This is a genomic window from Ciceribacter sp. T2.26MG-112.2 (assembly GCF_900492205.1).
GTDB classification, from domain to species: Bacteria; Pseudomonadota; Alphaproteobacteria; order Rhizobiales; family Rhizobiaceae; genus Allorhizobium; species Allorhizobium naphthalenivorans_A.
This window is the reverse complement of sequence record NZ_UEYQ01000001.1, coordinates 114,532-136,190: the sequence shown is the minus strand read 5'-3', so window position 1 is coordinate 136,190 and position 21,659 is coordinate 114,532. Positions and strand designations below refer to the sequence as shown.

The 21,659-nt window shown below is 64.1% G+C and carries 22 protein-coding genes and 1 riboswitch; of the genes, 9 read left to right on the top strand and 13 right to left on the bottom strand.

Annotation, left to right across the window (positions count from 1 at the left end; genetic code table 11):
• Window positions 1-85 precede the first annotated feature (85 nt).
• The 3 genes from DYZ14_RS00675 to DYZ14_RS00665 all read left to right on the top strand — a co-directional run bounded on the left by DYZ14_RS00675 (window position 86) and on the right by DYZ14_RS00665 (window position 3,346).
• Complete coding sequence (locus DYZ14_RS00675; RefSeq protein WP_154718884.1) at window positions 86-586, top strand: cupin domain-containing protein; 501 nt, start codon at window positions 86-88, stop codon at window positions 584-586.
• A 90-nt stretch (window positions 587-676) separates the two neighbouring features.
• Window positions 677-1,624, top strand: coding sequence for a glutathione synthase (gshB, locus tag DYZ14_RS00670; RefSeq protein WP_154718883.1), 948 nt, complete (start codon window positions 677-679; stop codon window positions 1,622-1,624).
• Window positions 1,625-1,813: 189 nt separating this feature from the next.
• Window positions 1,814-3,346, top strand: coding sequence for a YifB family Mg chelatase-like AAA ATPase (locus tag DYZ14_RS00665; RefSeq protein WP_154718882.1), 1,533 nt, complete (start codon window positions 1,814-1,816; stop codon window positions 3,344-3,346).
• Window positions 3,347-3,707: 361 nt separating this feature from the next.
• On the opposite strand, the gene cysK is transcribed toward DYZ14_RS00665, so the two are convergent.
• Window positions 3,708-4,676: a cysteine synthase A gene (gene cysK / locus DYZ14_RS00660; protein ID WP_154718881.1), complete on the bottom strand. Its 969-nt coding sequence runs from the start codon at window positions 4,674-4,676 to the stop codon at window positions 3,708-3,710.
• Between the two features lie 135 nt (window positions 4,677-4,811).
• Window positions 4,812-5,426, bottom strand: coding sequence for a LysE family translocator (locus DYZ14_RS00655; protein WP_154718880.1), 615 nt, complete (start codon window positions 5,424-5,426; stop codon window positions 4,812-4,814).
• A 131-nt stretch (window positions 5,427-5,557) separates the two neighbouring features.
• On the opposite strand from DYZ14_RS00655, the gene DYZ14_RS00650 reads away from it, so the two are divergent.
• On the top strand, window positions 5,558-6,190 hold the full coding sequence (locus DYZ14_RS00650; protein WP_154718879.1) for a LysE family translocator: 633 nt from the start codon (window positions 5,558-5,560) through the stop codon (window positions 6,188-6,190).
• A 108-nt stretch (window positions 6,191-6,298) separates the two neighbouring features.
• On the opposite strand, the gene dut is transcribed toward DYZ14_RS00650, so the two are convergent.
• Window positions 6,299-6,772, bottom strand: a complete 474-nt coding sequence (gene dut / locus DYZ14_RS00645; RefSeq protein ID WP_154719387.1) for a dUTP diphosphatase — start codon at window positions 6,770-6,772, stop codon at window positions 6,299-6,301.
• 86 nt (window positions 6,773-6,858) lie between these two features.
• On the opposite strand from dut, the gene DYZ14_RS00640 reads away from it, so the two are divergent.
• Window positions 6,859-8,442, top strand: a complete 1,584-nt coding sequence (locus tag DYZ14_RS00640; RefSeq protein WP_154718878.1) for a peptide chain release factor 3 — start codon at window positions 6,859-6,861, stop codon at window positions 8,440-8,442.
• A gap of 95 nt (window positions 8,443-8,537) precedes the next feature.
• On the opposite strand, the gene DYZ14_RS00635 is transcribed toward DYZ14_RS00640, so the two are convergent.
• The gene (locus DYZ14_RS00635; protein WP_232365394.1) at window positions 8,538-9,212 is read right to left on the bottom strand and encodes an HAD-IA family hydrolase; all 675 of its coding nucleotides are present in this window, start codon (window positions 9,210-9,212) and stop codon (window positions 8,538-8,540) included.
• A gap of 152 nt (window positions 9,213-9,364) precedes the next feature.
• Window positions 9,365-10,891 carry a ComEC/Rec2 family competence protein gene (locus DYZ14_RS00630; RefSeq protein ID WP_195949770.1) on the bottom strand — a complete coding sequence of 509 codons (1,527 nt, stop codon included), beginning with the start codon at window positions 10,889-10,891 and terminating at the stop codon, window positions 9,365-9,367.
• A 196-nt stretch (window positions 10,892-11,087) separates the two neighbouring features.
• Window positions 11,088-11,184: riboswitch (TPP riboswitch) on the top strand.
• A 54-nt stretch (window positions 11,185-11,238) separates the two neighbouring features.
• Here DYZ14_RS00630 and thiM point away from each other — a divergent pair.
• Genes thiM through thiD form a run of 3 tightly spaced genes read left to right on the top strand, consistent with a single transcriptional unit; the run spans window position 11,239 to window position 13,489 of the window.
• Entirely contained in the window at window positions 11,239-12,042 is an 804-nt protein-coding gene (gene thiM / locus DYZ14_RS00625; protein WP_154718876.1) for a hydroxyethylthiazole kinase, read from the top strand.
• Entirely contained in the window at window positions 12,039-12,674 is a 636-nt protein-coding gene (gene thiE, locus DYZ14_RS00620; RefSeq protein ID WP_154718875.1) for a thiamine phosphate synthase, read from the top strand. The genes thiM and thiE overlap by 4 nt, the downstream gene beginning before the upstream one ends.
• Window positions 12,671-13,489, top strand: a complete 819-nt coding sequence (gene thiD / locus DYZ14_RS00615; protein WP_154718874.1) for a bifunctional hydroxymethylpyrimidine kinase/phosphomethylpyrimidine kinase — start codon at window positions 12,671-12,673, stop codon at window positions 13,487-13,489. Before thiE ends, thiD begins: the two co-directional genes overlap by 4 nt.
• Window positions 13,490-13,575: 86 nt before the next feature.
• Here thiD and DYZ14_RS00610 read toward each other — a convergent pair whose 3' ends face one another.
• The 3 genes from DYZ14_RS00610 to DYZ14_RS00600 all read right to left on the bottom strand — a co-directional run bounded on the left by DYZ14_RS00610 (window position 13,576) and on the right by DYZ14_RS00600 (window position 15,764).
• Window positions 13,576-14,106: a flavin reductase family protein gene (locus DYZ14_RS00610; protein WP_154718873.1), complete on the bottom strand. Its 531-nt coding sequence runs from the start codon at window positions 14,104-14,106 to the stop codon at window positions 13,576-13,578.
• Window positions 14,103-14,714: a hypothetical protein gene (locus tag DYZ14_RS00605; protein WP_154718872.1), complete on the bottom strand. Its 612-nt coding sequence runs from the start codon at window positions 14,712-14,714 to the stop codon at window positions 14,103-14,105. The genes DYZ14_RS00610 and DYZ14_RS00605 overlap by 4 nt, the downstream gene beginning before the upstream one ends.
• Before the next feature lie 138 nt (window positions 14,715-14,852).
• A complete protein-coding gene (locus tag DYZ14_RS00600; protein ID WP_154718871.1) occupies window positions 14,853-15,764 on the bottom strand; it encodes a pirin family protein in 912 nt (303 codons plus the stop codon).
• Between the two features lie 275 nt (window positions 15,765-16,039).
• Between DYZ14_RS00600 and DYZ14_RS00595 the strand changes: the two genes are divergently transcribed.
• Window positions 16,040-16,867, top strand: a complete 828-nt coding sequence (locus DYZ14_RS00595) for a class II glutamine amidotransferase (protein ID WP_154718870.1) — start codon at window positions 16,040-16,042, stop codon at window positions 16,865-16,867.
• A gap of 13 nt (window positions 16,868-16,880) precedes the next feature.
• On the opposite strand, the gene DYZ14_RS00590 is transcribed toward DYZ14_RS00595, so the two are convergent.
• The 5 genes from DYZ14_RS00590 to DYZ14_RS00570 all read right to left on the bottom strand — a co-directional run bounded on the left by DYZ14_RS00590 (window position 16,881) and on the right by DYZ14_RS00570 (window position 21,556).
• Window positions 16,881-17,246, bottom strand: a complete 366-nt coding sequence (locus DYZ14_RS00590; protein WP_154718869.1) for an MmcQ/YjbR family DNA-binding protein — start codon at window positions 17,244-17,246, stop codon at window positions 16,881-16,883.
• Window positions 17,247-17,251: 5 nt separating this feature from the next.
• Entirely contained in the window at window positions 17,252-18,463 is a 1,212-nt protein-coding gene (coaBC, locus tag DYZ14_RS00585) for a bifunctional phosphopantothenoylcysteine decarboxylase/phosphopantothenate--cysteine ligase CoaBC (RefSeq protein WP_154718868.1), read from the bottom strand.
• A 96-nt stretch (window positions 18,464-18,559) separates the two neighbouring features.
• Window positions 18,560-19,612 (bottom strand): sensor histidine kinase, encoded by a 1,053-nt coding sequence (locus DYZ14_RS00580; protein WP_154718867.1) that lies wholly within the window; start codon window positions 19,610-19,612, stop codon window positions 18,560-18,562.
• 15 nt (window positions 19,613-19,627) lie between these two features.
• Window positions 19,628-20,065, bottom strand: coding sequence for a response regulator (locus DYZ14_RS00575; protein ID WP_115668679.1), 438 nt, complete (start codon window positions 20,063-20,065; stop codon window positions 19,628-19,630).
• Between the two features lie 3 nt (window positions 20,066-20,068).
• Window positions 20,069-21,556 (bottom strand): sensor histidine kinase, encoded by a 1,488-nt coding sequence (locus DYZ14_RS00570; protein WP_154718866.1) that lies wholly within the window; start codon window positions 21,554-21,556, stop codon window positions 20,069-20,071.
• Window positions 21,557-21,659 lie beyond the last annotated feature (103 nt).

The window sequence follows — 21,659 nt, the reverse complement described above, 5'->3', positions numbered from 1 at the left end:
CGTTACAATTTGAACGATCGGGAAAAGCGAAACGTAACTCCCCAATGCTATCTTTCCGTGCAGATGATCTAATCTGGGAACGGACATGGCTTTCAAACTCATGCTCGTCGGCATGGCCGGCACGCTGCTTGCTGTACCAAGGACCTTTCGCAACGAGGAAATGCCGCCGCTGGTGGCCGCCCATAGCAGCCATCTGGCGCTGAAGCCGGCACCCATCAATCCCGAATGGATCCTGCGCGGCACGCCGCTCGCCCGCGTCGGCGACCATTCGTCGAGCGCCGACGAGGCGAGCTCGACGGCGGTCTGGGACTGCACGGCAGGTGAGTTCCGCTGGTATTTCGGCTGGGACGAAACCGTGGTCATCCAGGAGGGCGAGGTCCATGTGACGGCGGAGGATGGGTCCGAGCGGCTGCTGAAGGTCGGCGACATCGCCTATTTCCGCGGCGGCACCTGGGCGACCTGGCGCGTCGACGACTATGTCCGCAAGATCGCCTTTGTCCGCAGGCCTTTCCCTGAACCGCTGGCCATGCTCTACCGCATTCGCAATGCCTTGCGGTCGCCGACCGCCAAGCGCATTTTCGGCTGAGCCGAGGTTCAGGAGAATTGATGGTCCGCGTCGTTGCCTTTGGCCGGGAGGCGGCCTAAATCTCGGTTGCTTTTGAACGAGGGGCAGGCCATGGCGAAGATCAAGAATATTGCGGTCCAGATGGATCATGTCGCGGGTATCGCGATCGCGGGGGATTCGACCTTCGCGATGAGCCTGGAAGCCCAGGCGCGCGGCTACAAGCTGTTCCACTACACGCCCGACCGGCTGTCCATGCGCGATGGCAAGATCATCGCCACGGTCGAGCCGATGGAACTGCGCGACGAGAAGGGCAACCACTTCACGCTGGGCGAGCCGGAACGGGTCGATCTGTCGACCATGGACGTGGTGCTCCTGCGCCAGGATCCGCCCTTCGACATGGCCTATATCACCTCGACCCATCTTCTGGAGCGCATCCACCCGAAGACGCTGGTGGTCAACGATCCGGCCTGGGTGCGCAATTCGCCGGAAAAGATCTTCGTCACCGAATTTGCCGACCTGATGCCGCCGACCCTGATCACCCGGGATGTGACCGAGATTGCCCGCTTCCGCGAGGAGATGGGCGACATCATCCTGAAGCCGCTCTACGGCAATGGCGGCGCCGGCGTGTTCCACTCGACGCGCGACGACCGCAACTTCACCTCGCTGATCGAGATGTTCCACCAGATGTTTCGCGAGCCCTTCATCGCCCAGGCCTATCTGCCGGCGGTGCGCAAGGGCGACAAGCGCATCATTCTCGTCGACGGCGAGCCGGTGGGTGCGATCAACCGCGTGCCGGCCGAGACCGACAGCCGCTCGAACATGCATGTCGGAGGACGCGCCGAGGCCACCGAACTGACGGCGCGGGAAAAGGAAATCTGCGCCCGCATCGGCCCGGCGCTGAAGGAGCGCGGCTTCCTGCTGGTCGGCATCGACGTCATCGGCGAATACATGACCGAGATCAACGTGACCTCGCCGACGGGCATCCGCGAAGTCAAGAAGTTCGGCGGCGCCGACATTGCCGCCCTGCTGTGGGACGCGATCGAGAAGAAGCGGGCCTGAAACCCGCTCTACTCCGCGTCTGATCCCTCTTCGTTCCATCTATACAACCGGACGCAACCGCATATCGAGTATAGCGCGAACTTGTTCCGCTAATGTTCTTGTTATCGATCTCGTTCTGTGCCAGATTGCAACTCGTGGCCCGCGCAAGATGTAGTTGCGTGGCAAGGACTGGCTATTTGGGGGCGGGCAATGGTGGCGCGTGTCAGTACAGTCGCATTCCAGGGGATTGAAGGCGTTCCGGTCGATGTCCAGGTCATGGTCGCGCCGGGCAAGATCAACATGCACATCGTCGGGCTTCCCGACAAGGCGGTGGCCGAGAGCCGCGAGCGGGTGCAGGCGGCCCTGCACGCCTCTGGCCTGGCACTGCCGCCCAAGAAGGTGACCGTCAATCTGGCGCCGGCCGATCTTCCCAAGGAGGGGTCGCATTTCGATCTGCCGATCGCGCTCGGCCTGATGGCGGCGCTCGGCGCAATCCCGGGCGATGCGCTGTCGGACTATGTGGTGATCGGCGAACTCAATCTCGACGGCACGATCGCCAATGTCGCGGGCGCCCTGCCGGCCGCGATCGGCGCCAATGCCCTCGGCAAGGGGCTGATCTGTCCGGCCGGCTGCGGGGCGGAGGCCGCCTGGGCCGGCGCCGAGATCGATATCCTGGCACCACGCAGCCTGATCGCGCTCGCCAACCATTTTCGCGGTACCCAGGTGTTGACCAGGCCCGAACCGGCGGTGCGCGCGCTGCCGTCCAACCTGCCGGACCTTGCCGACATCAAGGGCCAGGAAAGCGCCAAGCGGGCGCTCGAGGTCGCGGCTGCCGGCGGGCACAATCTCCTGATGGTCGGCCCTCCGGGCTCGGGAAAGTCGATGCTCGCCGCGAGACTTCCGTCGATCCTGCCGCCGCTTTCGGCAGCCGAACTGCTGGAAGTGTCGATGATCCATTCGATTGCCGGACAGCTTTCCGGCGGCAAGCTGTCCGACCGCCGTCCGGTTCGCACGCCGCATCATTCGGCGACGATGGCGGCGCTGGTCGGCGGCGGGTTGCGCGCCCGGCCGGGTGAGGCGTCGCTTGCTCATCGCGGCGTGCTCTTCCTCGACGAACTGCCGGAATTTGCCCCGCCGGTGCTCGATGCGCTTCGCCAGCCATTGGAGACCGGCGAATGCATCATCGCGCGAGCCAATCACCGGGTCTCCTATCCCGCCGAGTTCCAGCTGGTGGCGGCCATGAATCCGTGCCGCTGCGGAATGGCCGGCGAGCCGGGCCACACCTGTGCGCGGGGGCCCCGCTGCGTTTCGGACTATCAGGGGCGGATCTCCGGGCCGCTGATGGACCGCATCGACATCCGCATCGACGTGCCGGCGGTCTCGGCATCCGACCTCATCCGGCCGATGGCGGCGGAGAGAAGCGCCGATGTGGCGCGGCGCGTGGCGCTGGCCCGCGACATGCAGCGCGAACGGTTCGAGGCGGCGGGGATCGACGGCGTGACCACCAATGCCCGCTGTTCGACGGCGCTGATCGAGAAGCTCGCCGAACCCGATCCGGCCGGCCTGCAATTGCTGCGCGATGCCGCCGACAAGTTCAAGTTCTCCGCCCGCGGCTATCACCGGGTGCTGAAGGTGGCGCGCACGCTCGCCGATCTCGACGGCGCGCCGCTGCTCGGCCGCATCCACCTGGCAGAGGCCATCTCCTACCGCATCGCCTCGGAACGGCTGTCGGCGGCGGCCTGAAGGATAGGGCCGGATGGATCGGGCGGATGGATCGGGCCTGGGCGGAGGAGCATTCGAGGGGTGAGGCGGCGACTGGAGAAGGGGCCGCAAATTGCGCGCTTGACGTGGTCTAAAGAGGGCTTGACCGTTGACGAGGTGGGGCGGAGTTCGGCCGTCTGCCCGTCGGGGCCGGCTGCGTCGGAAACGGTAGGAGGTGGTGAAGGGGGTAGCCGCAAAGAGGGCAGGGCGAGTGCTGGTGACCTCCGCGCGGGGCCGCTGTGGCGGCCATGGGAGGCGAACGCGAGGGGGCTCGGCTCAGGCCGAAACGAAAGAAGGGCGCCGCCGGGCGCCCTCCTCGAGATGAGTTGGCAAGCGATTGCGCCTATTCGCCAAGGCCGGCAAAGAGTGCGGTCGAGAGATAACGTTCGGCAAACGAGGGGATGATCACGACGATGGTCTTGCCGGCATTCTCCGCGCGTTGGCCGACCTTGATCGCGGCGGTGAGGGCAGCGCCCGAGGAGATCCCGACCGGCACGCCTTCGAGGCGGGCGACGAGGCGGGCGGTCTCGAAGGCCTCGTCATTGGTGACGGTGACGACCTCGTCATAGATATGCGTGTCGAGGATCTTTGGCGCGAAGCCGGCGCCGATGCCCTGGATCTTGTGCGGGCCGGGATTGCCGCCGGAAAGGACCGGGCTGTCGGCCGGCTCGACGGCGATGACCTTGACCTCGGGCTTTTTCGCCTTCAGCACCTGGCCGACACCGGTAATCGTGCCGCCCGTGCCGATGCCAGAAACGAAGATGTCGACGCCGCCATCGGTGTCGTTCCAGATTTCCTCGGCGGTCGTCTTGCGGTGGATTTCCGGGTTGGCCGGGTTTTCAAACTGCTGCGGGATGATCGCGTCGGGAAGCGTAGCTGCCAGTTCCTCGGCCTTGGCGATCGCGCCCTTCATGCCCTTCGGACCTTCGGTCAAAACGAGTTCGGCGCCGAGCAGGGCCAGCATCTTGCGCCGCTCGATCGACATGGTCTCGGGCATGGTGAGGATCAGCTTGTAGCCCTTGGCGGCGGCGGCGAATGCCAGTGCGATGCCCGTATTGCCGGAGGTCGGCTCGATCAGGGTGGTCTTGCCGGGGGTGATCTTGCCCTGGGCTTCCAAGCTCTCGATCATCGCCACGCCGATCCGGTCCTTGACGGAGGCGATCGGGTTGAAGAATTCGAGCTTGGCGAGAAGATTGGCCTTCACGCCCTTTTCCTTCGCCAGCTTGTCGAGGCGGACGATCGGGGTGTCGCCGATCGTTTGCGTGATCGAGGCATAGACGCGGCCGCGGCCCGGTTTCTTCGTGTCGGACATGGTGGATCTCCCTTTGGATCTGCTTTGACGGCACAATAGGGCGAAAGCCGGCCACTCGCCAGAACCCATCGCCTAGGCGGGCGCGTTTGGTTAGAAAATTCGCGCAGGCGGCCGTCCGACCCTGCGAAACTTTGTTCAGGCGCGCGCGGCGATATAGGCGGCGGTGCCCGCCAAGATGCTGGCCGCCGAGCGGTTCAGCGCCTTGAGGGAGTTGGGCTTTTTTAGGAGCGTCCGGGCCTGCGAGGCGAGCAGGATATAGGGAATGAGCACGGCGATCAGCACCACGAAGGTGACGCCGACGAGGGCGGCGTAATCGCTCGGGCCGATGGCTTCGAGCGGGATCAGGGTGGGCACGAGGGCCACGTAGAACAGCATGGTCTTCGGGTTTCCGAGCGTGACGAGCAGGCCGGAAAGGAAGGAGAGGCCGACACTATTGGAGCGCTTTGCCTGGATATCCTGCGCGATAAGGCCTGTCGTCCAGAGCTTCCAGGCGATGTAGACAAGATAGAGCGCGCCCAGATATTTGATGATCAGGAAGGGCGTGGTGAAGGTCTGCGCCACCAGTGCCAGGCCGAGGATCACGGCGGTCAGATAGCAGAGATCGCCGAGGATCAGGCCGAGCCCCATGAAGAAGGTCGGGCGAAATCCGGACCCGAGCGCTCGCGCCACGATCGCCGTCATGCCGGGGCCGGGAATGGCTGCGGCAACGAAAAGCGCGCCGCTATAGGCGAGGAGCGTTGTGGGTGTCATGGGGGCCTCCGTGGATGACGCATTGCTAGCGCCGCGCAACCGAACTTGCAATGGTGACAAGATCGCCGTTGCGGCGGGCCGAGGGCCTGGCTTAGGTCGTGGGCGAGAAACGCCAGCCGAGGCCTCGCCCCATGCCTTCTTCTTCGTCCCTGATTGCCTTCGCCTTCATCTGCCTCGGCATGGTGCTGACGCCCGGGCCGAACATGATCTATCTGGTGTCGCGCTCCATCTGCCAGGGCCCGGCCGCCGGGCTCGTCTCGCTCGGCGGCGTGGCGCTCGGCTTCGTCTTCTACATGCTGATGTCGGCGCTCGGCATCACCGTGCTGGTCATGGCCGTGCCCTTTGCCTATGACGCCCTGAAATTCGCCGGCGCCGCCTATCTGCTCTGGCTTGCCTGGCAGGCGGTGCGGCCGGGCGGGCGTTCGCCCTTCCAGGTCCGCGACCTGCCGAAGGACAGCCCGCGAAGGCTGTTCATGATGGGGCTGGTCACCAACCTTTTGAACCCCAAGGCCGCGGTCCTCTATCTGTCGCTGCTGCCGCAATTCGTCGATCCGGCGCTGGGCAGCGTGCTCCTGCAATCCGTGGTGCTCGGCGCCAGCCAAATCGCCATCAGCGTCACCGTCAACGCGATGATCGCGTTGATGGCCGGTTCGATCGCGCTCTTTCTTGCCGGCCGGCCCTTCTGGATGGTGGTGCAGCGCTGGCTGATGGGCACGGTTCTCGCCGGGTTGGCCGTCCGCATGGCGACCGAAGCGCAGCGCTAGCCGCAATCAATGGGCGGCGTTCGTCGCTCGGCCGCCACTAGAATTCGGCCGCGGGGCGGGAACGGCTCCTGAGAATGTACCGAGGCGCGCCGCCTGGGGAGGACCGTCTCAGACCCCGGTCGAACCGAAGCCGCCGGCGCCGCGCGTTGTTTCTGAAGCGTCGGAGATTTCCGAAACGCGCGCCTGCACGACCGGCGCGATCACCATCTGGGCGATCCGCATGCCGCGGCTGATCTCGAACGGCTCGTGCCCGAGATTGACCAGCAGCACCTTCACCTCGCCGCGGTAGTCGCTGTCGATCGTGCCCGGCGTGTTGAGGCAGGTGACGCCGTTCTTGAAGGCGAGGCCGGAGCGGGGACGGATCTGCGCCTCGAAGCCTTCCGGGATCTCGAAGACGAAGCCGGTCGGCACCAGCGTTCGATCGCCCGGCGAAAGAACAAGCGGCTCGCCTTCCGCGACGGCGGCCCTCAGATCCATGCCGGCGGCGCCCGCGGTCTCATAGGCCGGCAGGGCCATGTCGCGCCCGTGCGGCAGGCGAACGAGGTTGAGCATGGGGCCGAGAACATCGCGCATGACGGTCATCCTTCCTTGCGGGGGCATTCCGCTTCCCAATTGCATATTCGACCTCGACTCGCTAGATAACCGGCCAACAAAAGGAATTTCACTTCATGGCCGAAACGCTTGCAGAGGCGGTCTCCCGTCGCCGCACCTTCGCTATTATTGCCCACCCGGACGCCGGCAAGACGACGCTCACCGAAAAGCTGCTGCTGTTCGGTGGCGCCATCCAGCTCGCTGGTGAGGTCAAGGCGAAGAAGGATCGCATCCAGACCCGTTCGGACTGGATGAAGATCGAGCGCGAGCGCGGCATTTCGGTCGTCACCTCGGTGATGACCTTCGAATATGACGGCAATGTCTTCAACATTCTCGATACGCCCGGCCACGAAGACTTCGCCGACGACACCTATCGCACGCTGACGGCGGTCGACGCGGCCGTCATGGTCATCGATGCCGCCAAGGGTATCGAGCCGCGGACGCTGAAGCTGTTCGAGGTCTGCCGCATGCGCGACATCCCGATCATCACCTTCATCAACAAGATGGACCGCGAAAGCCGCGACCCCTTCGAGATCCTCGATGAGGTGGAAGAGAAGCTGGCGCTCGACACCGCGCCGGTGACCTGGCCGGTCGGCCGCTCGAAGTCCTTCTGCGGCTCCTACAATCTGGTGGAAAACACCTTCCGCGGCTCCGACAAGCAGGTCGAGGGCCTGCCGGTCAACAGCCCGGCCAATGTCGCCGAGCAGTTGCCGGAAAACGAACGCACCGCCTTCATCGAAGAGCTGGAACTGGCCCAGGAGGCCTGCCGTCCCTTCGATCGCCAGGCCTTCCTCGAAGGCCACATGACCCCGGTCTTCTTCGGCTCGGCGCTGAAGAACTTCGGCGTGCGCGACCTGATCAATGCGCTGGGCGAAATCGCACCGCCGCCGCGCGACCAGGTGGCCGACATCCGCACCGTCCATGCGGCGGAAGACAAGATGACGGCCTTCGTCTTCAAGATCCAGGCCAACATGGACCCGAACCATCGCGACCGCATCGCCTTTGCCCGCATCTGCTCGGGCAAGCTGGAGCGCGGCATGAAGGTCAGGCTCGCGCGCACCGGCAAGCAGATCGGGCTGACCGCGCCGCAGTTCTTCTTCGCCTCGCAGCGCCAGCTTGCCGATACCGCCTTTGCCGGCGACGTGGTGGGCATTCCGAACCATGGGACGCTGCGCATCGGCGATACGCTGACCGAAGGCGAGCCGCTGGTCTTCCAGGGCGTGCCGAACTTCTCGCCGGAAATCCTGCGTCGCGTTCGTCTCGAGGATGCGATGAAGGCGAAGAAGCTGAAGGAAGCCCTCCAGCAGATGGCGGAAGAGGGCGTCGTGCAGCTGTTTTCGCCGGAAGACGGCTCGCCGGCCATCGTCGGCGTCGTCGGTGCGCTGCAGCTCGATGTGTTGAAGGAGCGCCTGCAGGGCGAATACGGCCTGCCGGTCTCGTTCGAAATGTCGCGCTTCTCGGTCTGCCGCTGGATCTCCGCCGACCAGCCGGGCGAACTGGAAAAGTTCATGACGGCGCGCCGCGGCGACATCTGCCGCGACCTCGACGGCGACCCCGTCTTCATGGCGCAGGACAGTTTTTCGCTGCGCTATGAAAGCGAGCGTTATCCGGCGATCAAGATGGCCGCGATCAAGGAATATCACGCCATCAAGGCGGCGTGATCGTCCGCTCCGCAGGGCGGCGTCCTGCCCGCCCTCGATATACCGCAGCATGACGCCCGGGCGTGAACCCGGGCTTTGCCGCAGATGAAGGCCGGTCAGGTCGCCCGGACGATCTGCATATGGCCCGTCGAATCGACGCGCACGACTAGGCCCTCGTAAGACGCAATCGTCGGGTGCGGGGTTTCCATGGGATGGCCATGGGTGGCGGTGACCACCATCACGTCAGACCCTGCGGCCTCGGCTGCGAGCACCCCTGCCAGAACATCCTCGAATACGAGACAACTGGCCGGGTCTGCGCCGATATGCCGGGCGCCGAGCCGATAGCCGGCGGGATCGGGCTTGCCGATCACGACATCCTCGGCGGTCACGATCTTCGGCGGCTGCGGCAGGCCGGCGGCTTCGATCCGGGCGCGGGCGAGCGCAACCGGCGCCGATGTCACGATCGACCAGCGGTCTGACGGCAGCGCGTTGAGGAAGTCGATCGCGCCGGGCAGGGCCACCACGCCCTCGACATCCTCGATCTCGCCGCGCTCGATGACCAGCGCTTCGGCTTCGACGTCGACGCCCGGCAGGGCTAGCCCGCGAATGGTGTCGATGCCGCGCTTGCCGTGCATGGTAGGCAGGAAGGCCTCGACATCGAGCCCGTGGCGCGCCGCCCATTTTGCCCAGACCCGCTCGGCGGCGGCGATGGAATTCAGCAGCGTTCCGTCCATGTCGAACAGGAAGCCGGCATAACGCTTGTCATAGACCGTGTGTCGGGCGGTGCTCAATCGGGAAGATCCTCTGGATGGGGAAGGGCGGGCGAAAAACCGGGATAGCCGGTTTTGGCCGCTGCGGCAAATGGCACTGCCGCGAGTGTGGGCCTACGCAAGCGGGCGGAGCCGAAAGGGCACCGTCCCGGAGATTCATGCTGGGATGGCGCTCACTCCACCCGGATCAGTTCGCCTGCCGCATTGAGCGCATATTCGAAGGTGAACCACTTCTCGATCTCGCTGCCGGTCTCGATGCGGAAGGCGGCGATCAGCCGCTTGCCGTTGGTCTTGACGTAAACGGTGCCATAGACGGTGACGTTCGAGCGGCCGAGCGTCCAGATGTCGTTGATGATCTTGTCGCGTAGCGTCTTGTCCGGCTTGTCGTGCAGTTTCAGCACGGCGGTCTGCAGCGATTGCACCAGTTTCTCGTCTTCGGCCTCGCGCACCGAGCGCTGCAGTTCGGTCGAGAGAATGACCGGCGCGTCGCCGCGGCCGCGTTTGCCGAGCCGGCCAAGCAGGTCTGGCCGCGGATGGATATGGCCTTCCTCGTCCCCCGACGAGATGACGAAGGCGGCCGGGTTGACCGCGTCGAGAAAGGCATCCGTCACCTTTTCCGAGCCGTGATGGCAGACCTTCATCAGATCCGAGCGCAGCCGGGTCGACGCTTTGGCGATCATCGCCTCATAGGCCAGCGTGCCGATCTTCGGGAACTTGGCCTCTCCGCCGTAGTGGCAGAGCAGGTATTTCTCCGCCTTCTCGTTCAGGTCGCCGCCGAACAGGATTTTGAAGTCGCCATAGTGCAGGCGCAGGATGACGGAATGTCCGTTCTTCGTCTCGCCATAGTCGCCAAGCACGCGCAGGCGATCCTTGCCCGCCGCGTCCGGTTCGGGCACCGGTCCGAGCACCTCGATGCTGAAACCGCGCTGGTTAGACGGCGCAAATCCCGGCAGCCAGCCGCGGCCGTCTTCCTGGGTGCCGTGACGGGCCGACAGCATGGCGAAGTCGCCGATATTGGGATTGTCGAGCGCATGTTTCATCGTCTGGGCGAAGGCCTGCCTCTCATTGGCCGCGACGGTGCCGAAATGCCGTTCCATGTCGGCGCGCGACAGCGCCAGATCGCCGACATAGCTGATGCCGGTCGCGGCATCCTTCACCTTGCCGCCGAGCTTGTCGAATTTTTCGCCGCCGACACGCTCCACTAGGCCATTCTGGTAGACTGTTTCGAAGCCGAAATTCCGCCAGGCGAAAATCGGTTCGAAGCCGCCATAGTGGTCGATGTCCGGATGGGTGATGATCGCCGCGCGAAACTTGAAGCTGGTGTTGTAGGAGCGGAAGCGCTGGAGCAGGAATTCGTACATGTGCTCGGAGACGCCGGCATCGATGACGACGACCGCCTCGCCAAGATTCTCTTCCGGCGCGATCAGCACCGCGCCATCGCCCTGCCCGACGTCGAGAAAGACGATCTCCAGCGGCCGTTCGTCGGTGGTATGGTCCTTGGGGATGTAGAGTGTTTCGGGATTTGTGCCGGTCGGGCTCCAGAGCACTTCCAGCCAGCCATCCGCTTGCTCCGACGTGACCTGCAGCCAGTCGCCCCAGAGGACCTGGCGTTTCCTTGTCTTGCGGTTGGCGGCATAGAGATAGGTCTTTGCGGTCTTTCCCCGCGCATCCTTGGGCAATCCGACGAAACGATGATCCATGCCATTCGCCTCCTCGTTGCAGCGCCTTAGCGTCTCGGCGCGCCTCCATCTGGATGGTTCCACCATAGCGCACGCCGCAGTCTCTGACGAGATTGGGAGTTCAAAATTCGCGCAATGCGGGTATCGGTCCCACGTGCCGCCATCATGAACCGGCCAGGGAGGTGACAGCCGTCTCGGCGGTGTCTATAACGGGTCTATTGAGAGACAGGGGCGTTCGTCGCAAGACGGGCTGAGAAGTACCCTTTGAACCTGAACCAGATAATGCTGGCGGAGGGAGTCGCTCGGGGCCTTTTCGCCGTTCGCGCGTCGTCTGTCCCCTTGCACTTGCCCCGCTCGAAAGGGGCAAGATGACGAAGACCGAAACACCTGGAACCCTGCTGACCGAAATGCGAGCCACCGCGCCGCTCGTTCAGTGCATCACCAATTACGTGGCGATGAACGTCGCCGCCAATGTGCTTCTTGCAGCCGGCGCCTCGCCCGCCATGGTGCATGCGGAAGAAGAGACCGGCGAATTCGCCGGTTTCGCCGGTGCGCTCACCATCAATATCGGCACGCTCTCGCCCGCCTGGGTGGCGGGCATGAAGGCGGCGATCGGCGGTGCGAAGGCGGCCCACCGTCCCTGGGTGCTCGACCCCGTCGCCCATTTCGCCACGGCCTTTCGCCGCAAGGCGACCGCCGATCTTCTCGCGCTTGGGCCGACCATCGTGCGTGGCAACGCCTCGGAGATCATCGCCCTTGCCGGTGGGGTGAGCAGCGCCAAGGGTGTCGACAGCCGCGATCCCGTCGAGCAGGCGGAGGAGGCCGCGCGACAACTCGCGGAGACGCAAGGCTGCATCGTCGCCGTCACAGGTGTCACTGATTATGTCACCGATGGCCGTCGAGCGGCAAAGATCGAAGGCGGCTCGCCGCTGATGCCGAAGGTGACGGCGCTGGGTTGCTCGCTCACCTGCCTCGTCGGCGCCTATGCCGCGATCCGCCCGGACGATCCCTTCGACGCGACGGTGGCCGCCCTTGCCCATTTCGCCGTGGCCGGCGAGCAGGCCGGGAAAGAGGCGCAAGGGCCGGGCAGCTTTTCCGTGCGCTTCCTTGATCTTCTGGCGCAGATCGACGGCGTCATGCTCGACAACCGTGCCGGGGTGGTGCGGATGTGAAGCGCTTCGACCTTTCCCTCTATCTCGTGCTCGACCCGGAGCTTTGCCGACCGCTCGGCATGGTCGAGACCGCGCGGCTGGCCGTCGCCGGCGGTGTGACCATGGTTCAACTGCGCGACAAGGACGCCTCGCGGAGGCAGATGGTCGACACCGGACGGGCGCTGAAGGCGGTGCTTGCCGGCTCCGGTGTGCCGCTCATCGTCAACGACGATGTCGAGGCTGCGATTGCCATCGGAGCCGACGGTCTGCATGTCGGGCAGGACGATATGGATGCGCAGACCGCGCGCCGCCTGATCGGGCCGGACATGATCCTCGGGCTCTCGGTGGAAACCGAGGCACTGGCCGCGGCCGTCGACCCGGCTGTCGTCGATTATATCGGAGCCGGACCCGTCTTTGCCACCGCCACCAAGCCCGGCCACAAACCGCCGGTTGGCATGGAGGGGCTTGCCCGGCTGATCGCGGCGACCGCGCTGCCGGCCGTCGCCATCGGCGGCCTGAAGACCGGCCATGTCGAGGCGGTCCTCCGTGCGGGCGCCCGGGGCCTTGCCGTCGTCTCCGCCATCTGCGGTCAGCCGGACCCGCAGACCGCTGCGTTCGAACTCTCCGAAGCCATCCGAAAGGCACGATCATGATCCGCAACGTCTTGTCCATCGCCGGCTCCGATCCCTCGGGCGGCGCCGGCATCCAGGCCGATCTCAAGGCTTTCTCCGCGCGCGGTGTCTACGGCATGGCAGCGCTCACCGCGCTGACCGCCCAGAACACGCAAGGCGTCTCGGCCGTGCATGCCGTGCCGCCGGATTTCGTCGCCGAGCAGATCCGTATGATATTTGCCGATGTGCGTGTCGACGCGGTGAAGATCGGTATGATCGCCAATGCAGGCATTGCCGAAGCCGTCGCCGGAGCGCTGGAGCCACATCGCGGCATGCCGATCGTGCTCGATCCGGTCATGGTGGCCAAGGGCGGCGCCTCGCTGCTCGACCCGCACGCAGTCGCGGCGCTGGCGACGCGCCTTCTTCCGCTCGCCACCCTGATCACGCCCAACCTGCCGGAGGCTGCCGCCCTGCTGGGCGAACCGGAGGCCAACGACCGGGCGACGATGGAGGCGCAGGCGCTGAGGCTTCGCGCGCTGGGTCCTTCAGCCGTGCTGGTCAAGGGCGGCCATCTCGGCGGGATGGAGAGCCCCGACGTGCTGGTTTCCGACGCCGGCACGCGCTGGTTCGAGGCGCCGCGCATTCAAACGAAGAATACCCATGGAACGGGCTGCTCGCTGTCGAGCGCCATCGCCGCCGAACTTGCCAAGGGTTCCGCGCCCGCCGAGGCGGTTGCCGTCGCCAAAGTCTGGCTCGCCGGTGCGGTTGCCGCGGCGCAAGAACTCTCCGTCGGTACCGGCCACGGCCCCATCCATCATTTTCACGCACTCTGGAACACGGAAGGAAACACCCCTTGAGCCTGCCATTGAACGAACAGACGGTTCTCGTCACCGGCCGGAACCTGATCGTCGACGGCGGGTTGGTGTTGAATTGAGGCCCTGGCTTACGGCATCTTCGATGCGAGGGTGATTTCTTCGCCGTCGATCACGAAGGTGCCGTAGCCCTTGTGATGAAAGGTCTTGGGCGCGACCTGCTTCGGGTCGTGCCAGGCCTTCACCACATCGAGCACGAAGAGATTGTGGCGCTCGACGAAGTCCCGGTCCACGACCCTGCATTCGAGATTGGCGAAGCATTCGCCGATCAGCGGCGCCGAGACCTCTTCGGCGGACAGCGCGGTCAGGCCGATCTCGGCGAACTTGTCGGTGTCGCGACCGGAACAATTGCCGATTGCCACGACCTTTTCGGCCATGTCGGCCGAGGGAATGGCGATCACGCATTCGCCGGTCTTGAAAAGCGCGGAAAAACTATGGTCGGCGGAACTGACGATGCAGCCGATGCGCGGTGGCACAAATTCCATCATCATGTGCCAGGACATGGTCATGACGTTCGGCTTGCCATCGAAGGCCGTCGTCAGCAGCACCACGGGACCGGGCTCGATCAATTGGTAGACCTTGTCGAGCGGAAAAGGTTTCACGCCTGATCCTCCTTCGGTGCCTTGCCGCGGCGATAGCTTTGCATCCAGGCGCGATAGGCCTCCGCATCGCCATATTCGAGGAATTTCTCGAAATGGGGGTGTGGGTCGGCGGCGCGCGTTGCGTGCTTGATGGGGCACCAGAAGCGCTCCGTCCGCCCGGCGATCTCGCGCGCATAGGCGATCACGCCATTGGCATAGCCGCAATAGACACAGTTAAGTTTTTCAAGACCGTTCAGATAGGCGAGGTGGTGGCGATCGATGACGACATGGTCGCTGCGTGTTACCCGGTCGATACCGTAGACCCGGAAACAGATCTGCTGGTAGATCGTCACCGAAAGGTCGAGCAGGACCAGCGGAGCGATCAGGCCGTAGATCAGCGGCGCGGTCAGCAGATAGGCGAGATGTCCCCGCCTGAGGTAGCGCCACAGGCCCGTGCGATATTTCGCCTGCCAATCGCGCATGTCCTTCTCGAAACGGACCTTGCCCCTCTCCAGTTCATAGCGGAAGCGCTCGCGCTGAATCTCGATCCGTCGGTCGAGTTCGGCTTCGAACTCCTGCTGCGCGGCGCGCAGGCGTTCTCTCAACTCGTCCAATGCGGTATTTGCCATCTGTACCCCGTTGCGGCCGCGAGATGCCCTGCCATGCTTTGCAAGCCTAGGCTTTGGCTAAGGGTGTGTCGACAGGCGGGGATGCGAAAACGCCGGGCGCTGGGCCCGGCGTCTTGTGTCGCTGTCGTCTCTCGGCCTTTAGTGATCGGCCTTGATGAAGGTGCCGTTCTGCAGCTCGCGCATCGCCTGCATCAGCTCCTCGCGGGTGTTCATGACGATCGGCCCATGCCAGGCGACCGGTTCCTTGATCGGCTTTCCGGTCACCATGAGGAAGCGGATGCCCTCGTCGCCCGCCTGCACCGTCACCTCGTCGCCGGTGTCGAACACGACGAGCGTCCGGTTGCCCGAGAGATCGCGGATGTTCAGCTCCTCGCCCATGTACTCCTTCTCCACCTTCACGCCAAAGGGCTTGGAGGCGTCGCGGAAGGTGCCGGAACCGGCGAAGATATAGGCAAAGGCCGAGCGGTAGGTATCGACCGGAAAGCTCTTGCGCTTGCCCGGCGGAACCGAGATGTCGAGATAGACCGGCTCGGCGGCGATGCCGTCGACGGGCCCCGTCTTGCCCCAGAACTCGCCGGTGATCACGCGCACCACGGTGCCGTCGTCATCGACGATCACTGGGATGTCCGCGCCCTTGATGTCCTGGTAGCGCGGCGCGGTCATCTTCAGCGACGAGGGCAGGTTGGCCCACAGCTGAAAGCCGTGCATCTTGCCGGAGAAGTCGCCCTTCGGCATTTCCTGGTGCATGATACCGCTGCCGGCCGTCATCCATTGCACGTCGCCGGCGCCCAGCAGGCCGCGATTGCCCAGGCTGTCGCCGTGCTCGACGGTGCCGGCCAGCACATAGGTGATGGTCTCGATGCCGCGATGCGGATGCCAGGGAAAGCCGCGGATATAGTCAGACGGATTGTCGTTGCGGAAATCGTCCATCATCAGGAAGGGGTCGGTCATCGACGGATCGCCGAAGCCGAAGACGCGGTGCAGCTTGACGCCGGCGCCTTCCATGGCGGGCGTGGCGCGGCTCTCATGCTTGACGGGGCGTATGGACATTTGTCGTGCTCCTTTCGAGCGAGTTTCAACTTGACGCCAATATAATCGATCGCAACCACGCCCGCAGGAGGCTGGGCGGGAACGCAGTGTTCACAAAAGGCGATGTCGCACTGCAAAAAGTGATTGCCGCGTTCGTCAAAATTCTGTCATCAATAGAGCGATTGTTTAGATTTCGTTAGCCATTCGAGCAAAGACTGTCCGCAGGGACGAACCGCCGGATCGGTTATATTGCGGGCCGGGCGCATGCGGACGGACCATCGGAGATTTTGGAAAGCATGTGTCGCTGGGCAGCTTATCGCGGTGAACCGATCTATCTCGAGGAACTCGTCACCTCGCCCGCCCATTCCCTGATCGAGCAGTCGCACTGCGCCACCAAGGCCAAGACCGCCACCAATGCCGATGGCTTCGGCATTGCCTGGTATGGCGACCGGCCGGAGCCGGGCCGCTTTCGCGACGTTCTGCCCGCCTGGTCCGACTGCAACCTGAAGAGCCTTGCCCGCCAGATCCGCTCGCCGCTGTTTCTCGCCCATGTCCGTGCCGCGACCCACGGTTCGACCCGGCGCGACAACTGTCACCCCTTCGTCAACGGCTCCTGGTCGTTCATGCACAATGGCCAGATCGATCATTTCGACCGTCTGCGCCGGCCGATGGAATCGATGTTGGACGACGAGCATTTCAACGCCCGCGCCGGCTCGACCGATTCCGAGCTTCTTTTCCTGCTCGCCCTGCAGTTCGGCCTGCGGGACCGGCCGATCGCCGCGATGGCCGAGGCCGTCGGCTTCGTCGAGCAGATCAGCCGCCACCTGACGGGTACGGCCCGCGTCCGCTTCACGGCCGCCTTCTCCGACGGCCGGACGCTCTATGCCGTGCGCTATGCCACCGACGCCCATGCGCCGACGCTGTTTGCCGCGCCCATGGGCGGAAAGGGCGGGTACTGTCTCGTCTCCGAGCCGCTCAACGACGAGACCGACACCTGGGTCGAGATCCCGGCCGGCAGTGCGGTGATCCTCGACGCCAAGGGCCTCGATGCGGCCAAGTTCGAGCCGGCCTGGGAGCCCGAGACCAAGGTCGAGCGCGTGGCCGAGCCGGCCATGGCGCTCTGACATCCAGCAAGTCTCAGGCGAGCGGGACGATCCCGAGCTCGTTCTTCAGTTTTCGGGTCAGACCCTCGGCGACGAGATCGTAGGATCGCTTCACATAGTGGACGAGTTCCTCGGCCGGGAGCGACGCCTTGTCGGTGATCGAGACCCATTTGCGCTTGGCGAAATAGGGCGCTTGGCCGATGCCTTCGAGCGACGTCAGGATCTCGAAGCTCTCCTCCGTGACCTTGATGCAGATGTTTGCACCCTCGTCGCCCCGATGAAGCAGGGTGAAAACCTTGTCGCCTACCTTGGCGACATGCGATTCCCACTGGTCGACCAGCGTGACGCCGGCAAGCCCGGTGACGAAGGCATCGAAATCCGCCCGGTCGAAGAGGTTCATGGCCGTCACGCTCCTGCCAGCCTGTCGGCGATCAGTTGCGCCAGCCGGTCCGCCACCTCGTCCTTGGAAAGGTCCGGCCATTGCTCGACGCCGGCCTTGGTGATCAGCTTCACGCTGTTGCGCGTGCCGCCCATGATCCCGGTTTCCGGCGACACGTCATTGGCGACGATCAGGTCGGCGCCCTTGCGCTCCAGCTTGGCGCGCCCGTTGTCCTCGACATTCTCGGTCTCGGCGGCAAAGCCGACGACCACCTTCGGACGATGTTCGTGATGACCGACGGTATTCAGAATGTCAGGGTTCTCGGTGAGCTGCAGCGGCGCGGGCGCCTCGCCGGGTTTCTTCTTGATCTTCTGCTCCGCCGATCCGGCGACGCGCCAGTCGGCAACGGCGGCGACCATGACGGCGATGTCGCAGGGAAGCCGCGAGATCACCGCATCGCGCATCTCTTCGGCGCGTTCCACATGCACGGTGACGATACCTTGCGGATCGGCAATCGTGACAGGTCCGGAGACGAGGGTCACGTCCGCGCCGAGCCTTGCAAGTGCCGCGGCAATCGCATGGCCCTGGCGGCCCGAGGAGCGGTTGGCGATATAGCGGACCGGGTCGATCGGTTCATGGGTCGGACCGGATGTGACGATGGCGGTTCGGCCGGCAAGCGGCTTCGGCGCGTCGTCGAGCAGGCGCTCGGCGGCAGCGACGATGTCAAGAGGCTCGGCCATGCGGCCGAGCCCGTTCTCGCCGCTCTCGGCCATTTCCCCAGCCATCGGCCCGACGAAGGAAAGACCGTCGGCGACGAGCGTCGCGACGTTGCGCTTCGTCGCCGGATGCGCCCACATCTTCGGGTTCATGGCTGGCGCGACCAGCACGGGCCTGTCGGTGGCGAGCAGCACGGTCGAGGCGAGGTCGTCGGCGTGGCCGTTCGCCATCTTCGCCATCAGGTCGGCGGTCGCCGGCGCGATCACGATCAGGTCGCAGTCACGCGCAAGGCGGATATGGCCGACGTCCTGTTCGTCCTCGCGGGAAAAGAGCTCGGTATAGACATGGCTCGCAGACAGGGCGCCGACAGCGAGCGGGGTGACGAATTCCTGTGCCCCGCGCGTCATGATCGGCCGGACAGAAGCACCCCGCTCGCGCAGACGGCGCACGAGATCCAGGCTCTTATAGGCGGCTATTCCACCCGAGATGATGAGAACGATGCGCTTGCCCGCCAAGGTCATGGCTGTGGAACCCTCCTGAAATCGCGGCGACACTATCCGAATTTTGCGATCGGGGAAATCGCCGCCAACAAGCGGCGATGACGCAGGGATCAAGGGTCAGTTGGGCGCGGCAGGCGTGATGAGGATCTGTAGCGGCACCTCGACGATCGTCCCGTTCGGCGTCTCGAGATGCGACAGGCCCGGCCCAAGCGTCGCGGCCATGGACTTGACGATCCGGCTTCCGAGTCCGGTGCCGGTCGGCGCGCTTCCCGGCTGGATACCGACGCCATCGTCCTCGACCCTGAGCAGGGCCTCGTTCTCGCCGGTGCGCTTCAGCCGGACGCGGACCTCGCCGCCACCCCGCTCGGGATAGGCATATTTGAAGGCATTGGTGACGAGTTCGGTGACGATCATCCCGACGGAAACGGCACGGTCGGCGGTGATGCTGATCGGATCGGCGTCGAGGATGAGATGCAGTGGCCTGTCCGGGTTCTGCAGGGAGCCCGACAGTTCGCTGGTCAGCGTCGAGAGATAGCGGTCGAGTTCGACCCGGCTCACATCGTCGGACGTATAGAGGCTGCGATGCATGCCGGCGATCGCGGTGATCCGCGCCTGGGTTTCGGCGAGCTCGCTTTTAACTTCCTCGCTCTTGGAGTTGGAGATCTGCAGACGCAGCAGGCTGGCGACGAGCGCGAGTGAATTGGCAACGCGATGGTTGACTTCGGCCAGCAGGGCTTCCGCCCTCTCCTTGCCGAGGCGAATCTGCTCTTCCGCCCGCTCCTTGGCGATGCGCAACTGCGCATTGGCCACCGAATGCTCGATGGCGCTGACCAGCAGCGGCATGAAGTCGTCGCTGACCGTCTTGATGACATAGTCAGACGCACCGGCCTTGATCGCCTCGATGGCGATCTGCGCCTCGTTGGAGCCGGTCACATAGACGACCGGTATGGTGATGTCACGGGCGCGCAGGCGTTTCAGCACCTCGTGGCCGGTGATGTTCTGCAAATAGTGATCGAGCACCATGACGTCGAAGCTTTCCGCTTCGAGCAGGCTCAGCGCGTCCTCCGGCGTTTCCGCATGGGAAAGGCTGTAGCCGAGCCGTGCCACGGCCTTGCCCACCAGACGTACAATGGCCGCATCATCATCCAGATAGAGGATGCGGATGCTCATCGCGGAAGTCCCGTATCAGGGAATCTGCATGACCGAGAAGAACAGTCCAAGCTGCCGGATGGCATTGGCGAAATTGTCATAGTCGACAGGTTTGGTGATGTAGACATTCGCCCCGAGATCGTAGCATCGCTGGATTTCGCGCTCGTCGTCGGTCGTCGTGAGAATGACGACCGGAAGGCGACGCGTATGCGGATTGGATTTGACTTTTTCGAGAATATCCGTGCCAGACATATCCGGCAAGTTGAGATCAAGCAAGATCAGCAGATACCGGTCCATCGAGACCGTTCCGCTGCGGTCCTTGCCGAGAATGAAGTCGAGTGCTTCGGTGCCGTTGGTGAACGGGATGATCTCGTTGTTGACGCCTGCGCGCCGCACATTCTTCTCGATCAGACGGGCATGACCCTCGTCGTCCTCGACCATGACGATGGTGACTTCTTTTCCCACGGCTTTCATCTCTCAACTCCGTACAATACGCGACAAATCCGATGGCAGGCGCAGTACGAAGGTCGACCCCGAGCCAAGTTTGGACCTAACGGTTATCTCGCCGCCGAGGTTCCGGGCCAATGATCGCACATGCGCGAGCCCGATGCCTTCTCCCGACTTGTCCTGTTGTCCGGATCGGCGGAAAAGTTCGAAAATGCGCTCGTGGTCTTCGTCTGCAATGCCGCGGCCGTTGTCCTCGACTTCGATGCGCACCATGTTGCGCCCTTCGGGCAACACGCGCACCGTCAGGTTCAGCGGCCTCTCCGGTTGTTTATACTTCACGGCATTATCGAAAAGGTTACCAAGGATCTGTTCGAGAGAAAAACGGTCCGTATTGATCATCGGGACGCGGACGTCGAGCCCGACGCTGCCTTCGCTTTCGCTGATCTGATGGTGAACGCTGGCGCTCGTCGCTTCCAGCATGCCCTTGAGTTCGATCCTCTCGGGCTTGAGCGGCCGTCGGCCATCGCGTGAAATCTTCAGGATGGCGTTGATCAGGCCGTCCATCTTCTTTGTCGAAGAACGGATGAAGCCGATCGCCTCCGGCAGGTCTTCCGATGCTGCGAGCCGGGCTTCCTTGATCTGGTCCTCGCTGAGCTTGTCTCCATCCGCCAGCACATAGGCCTGCAGCGCCTTGAGCGAGGTGTCCAGCTCGGCGGTGAAGCCCATGACATTCACCAGCGGCGCGCGAAGATCGTGCGTGACGATATAGGCGAATCGCTGGATTTCCTGGTTGGCGCGCATCAGGTCCTCGGTGCGCTCGTTGACGCGATCTTCCAGCCCGGCATTGAGGGCCTCCACCTCGCGGCGGGCGTTCGAAAGGGCACGCACATGCTGGGTGATGATGGCGATCGCGCCGCCCATGACCGCAAGGATTGCGATGCCGCCGCCGATCATGAACCATTGCAGCCGGGAGTTCGCTTCGAGCTGTTCGGTGACGCCATTGTCGACATTGATATCCGACTGGGTCCGGAAGAACTCGAGGATCTCGCGGATCTGGTCCATCAGTTCACGGCCGAGTTCCGAGCGGGTGAGCTCGATTGCTTCCTCTTCCCTTCCCTGCCGTGTCAGCGCGACGGTGTGCGTCAGTTCCTCCAGCTTGCTTTCGATCAGCCGACGCAGTGTCGGCATTTTCTCTTCCTTGATTGCTCGTCCCCGGACGAGGTCGGCAACTGTCGACAGATTTTCGCGAACATGCGTCATGGCCTTTTCATAGACCTCGAGAAAGCTCTCGTCCTGGGTCAGCATGAAGCCGCGTTGGCCGGTCTCCGCATCGACGAGGGTCTGCAGAAGGTCGGCCGACGCGCGGCGGATGTCACGTTCGTGAATGATATAGGCGAAGGTCTCGCGGCTGCGGTCAACGAGCCAGAGGGAGGACAGGATGATTCCGGTCAGGACGATGGTCCCGACGATCAGCATCAGAAAAGTCGTGCGGACAAAATTGGCATTGGTGGCCGACATGGCATTTCCCGGATTATGGCGCAAAAAGAGCGCGCAAAAAGCATCGAATGGAAATGGAAGCGGCGAGAGCCGCCCATTGCGAGGTGAATGGAGCACGAGGGCG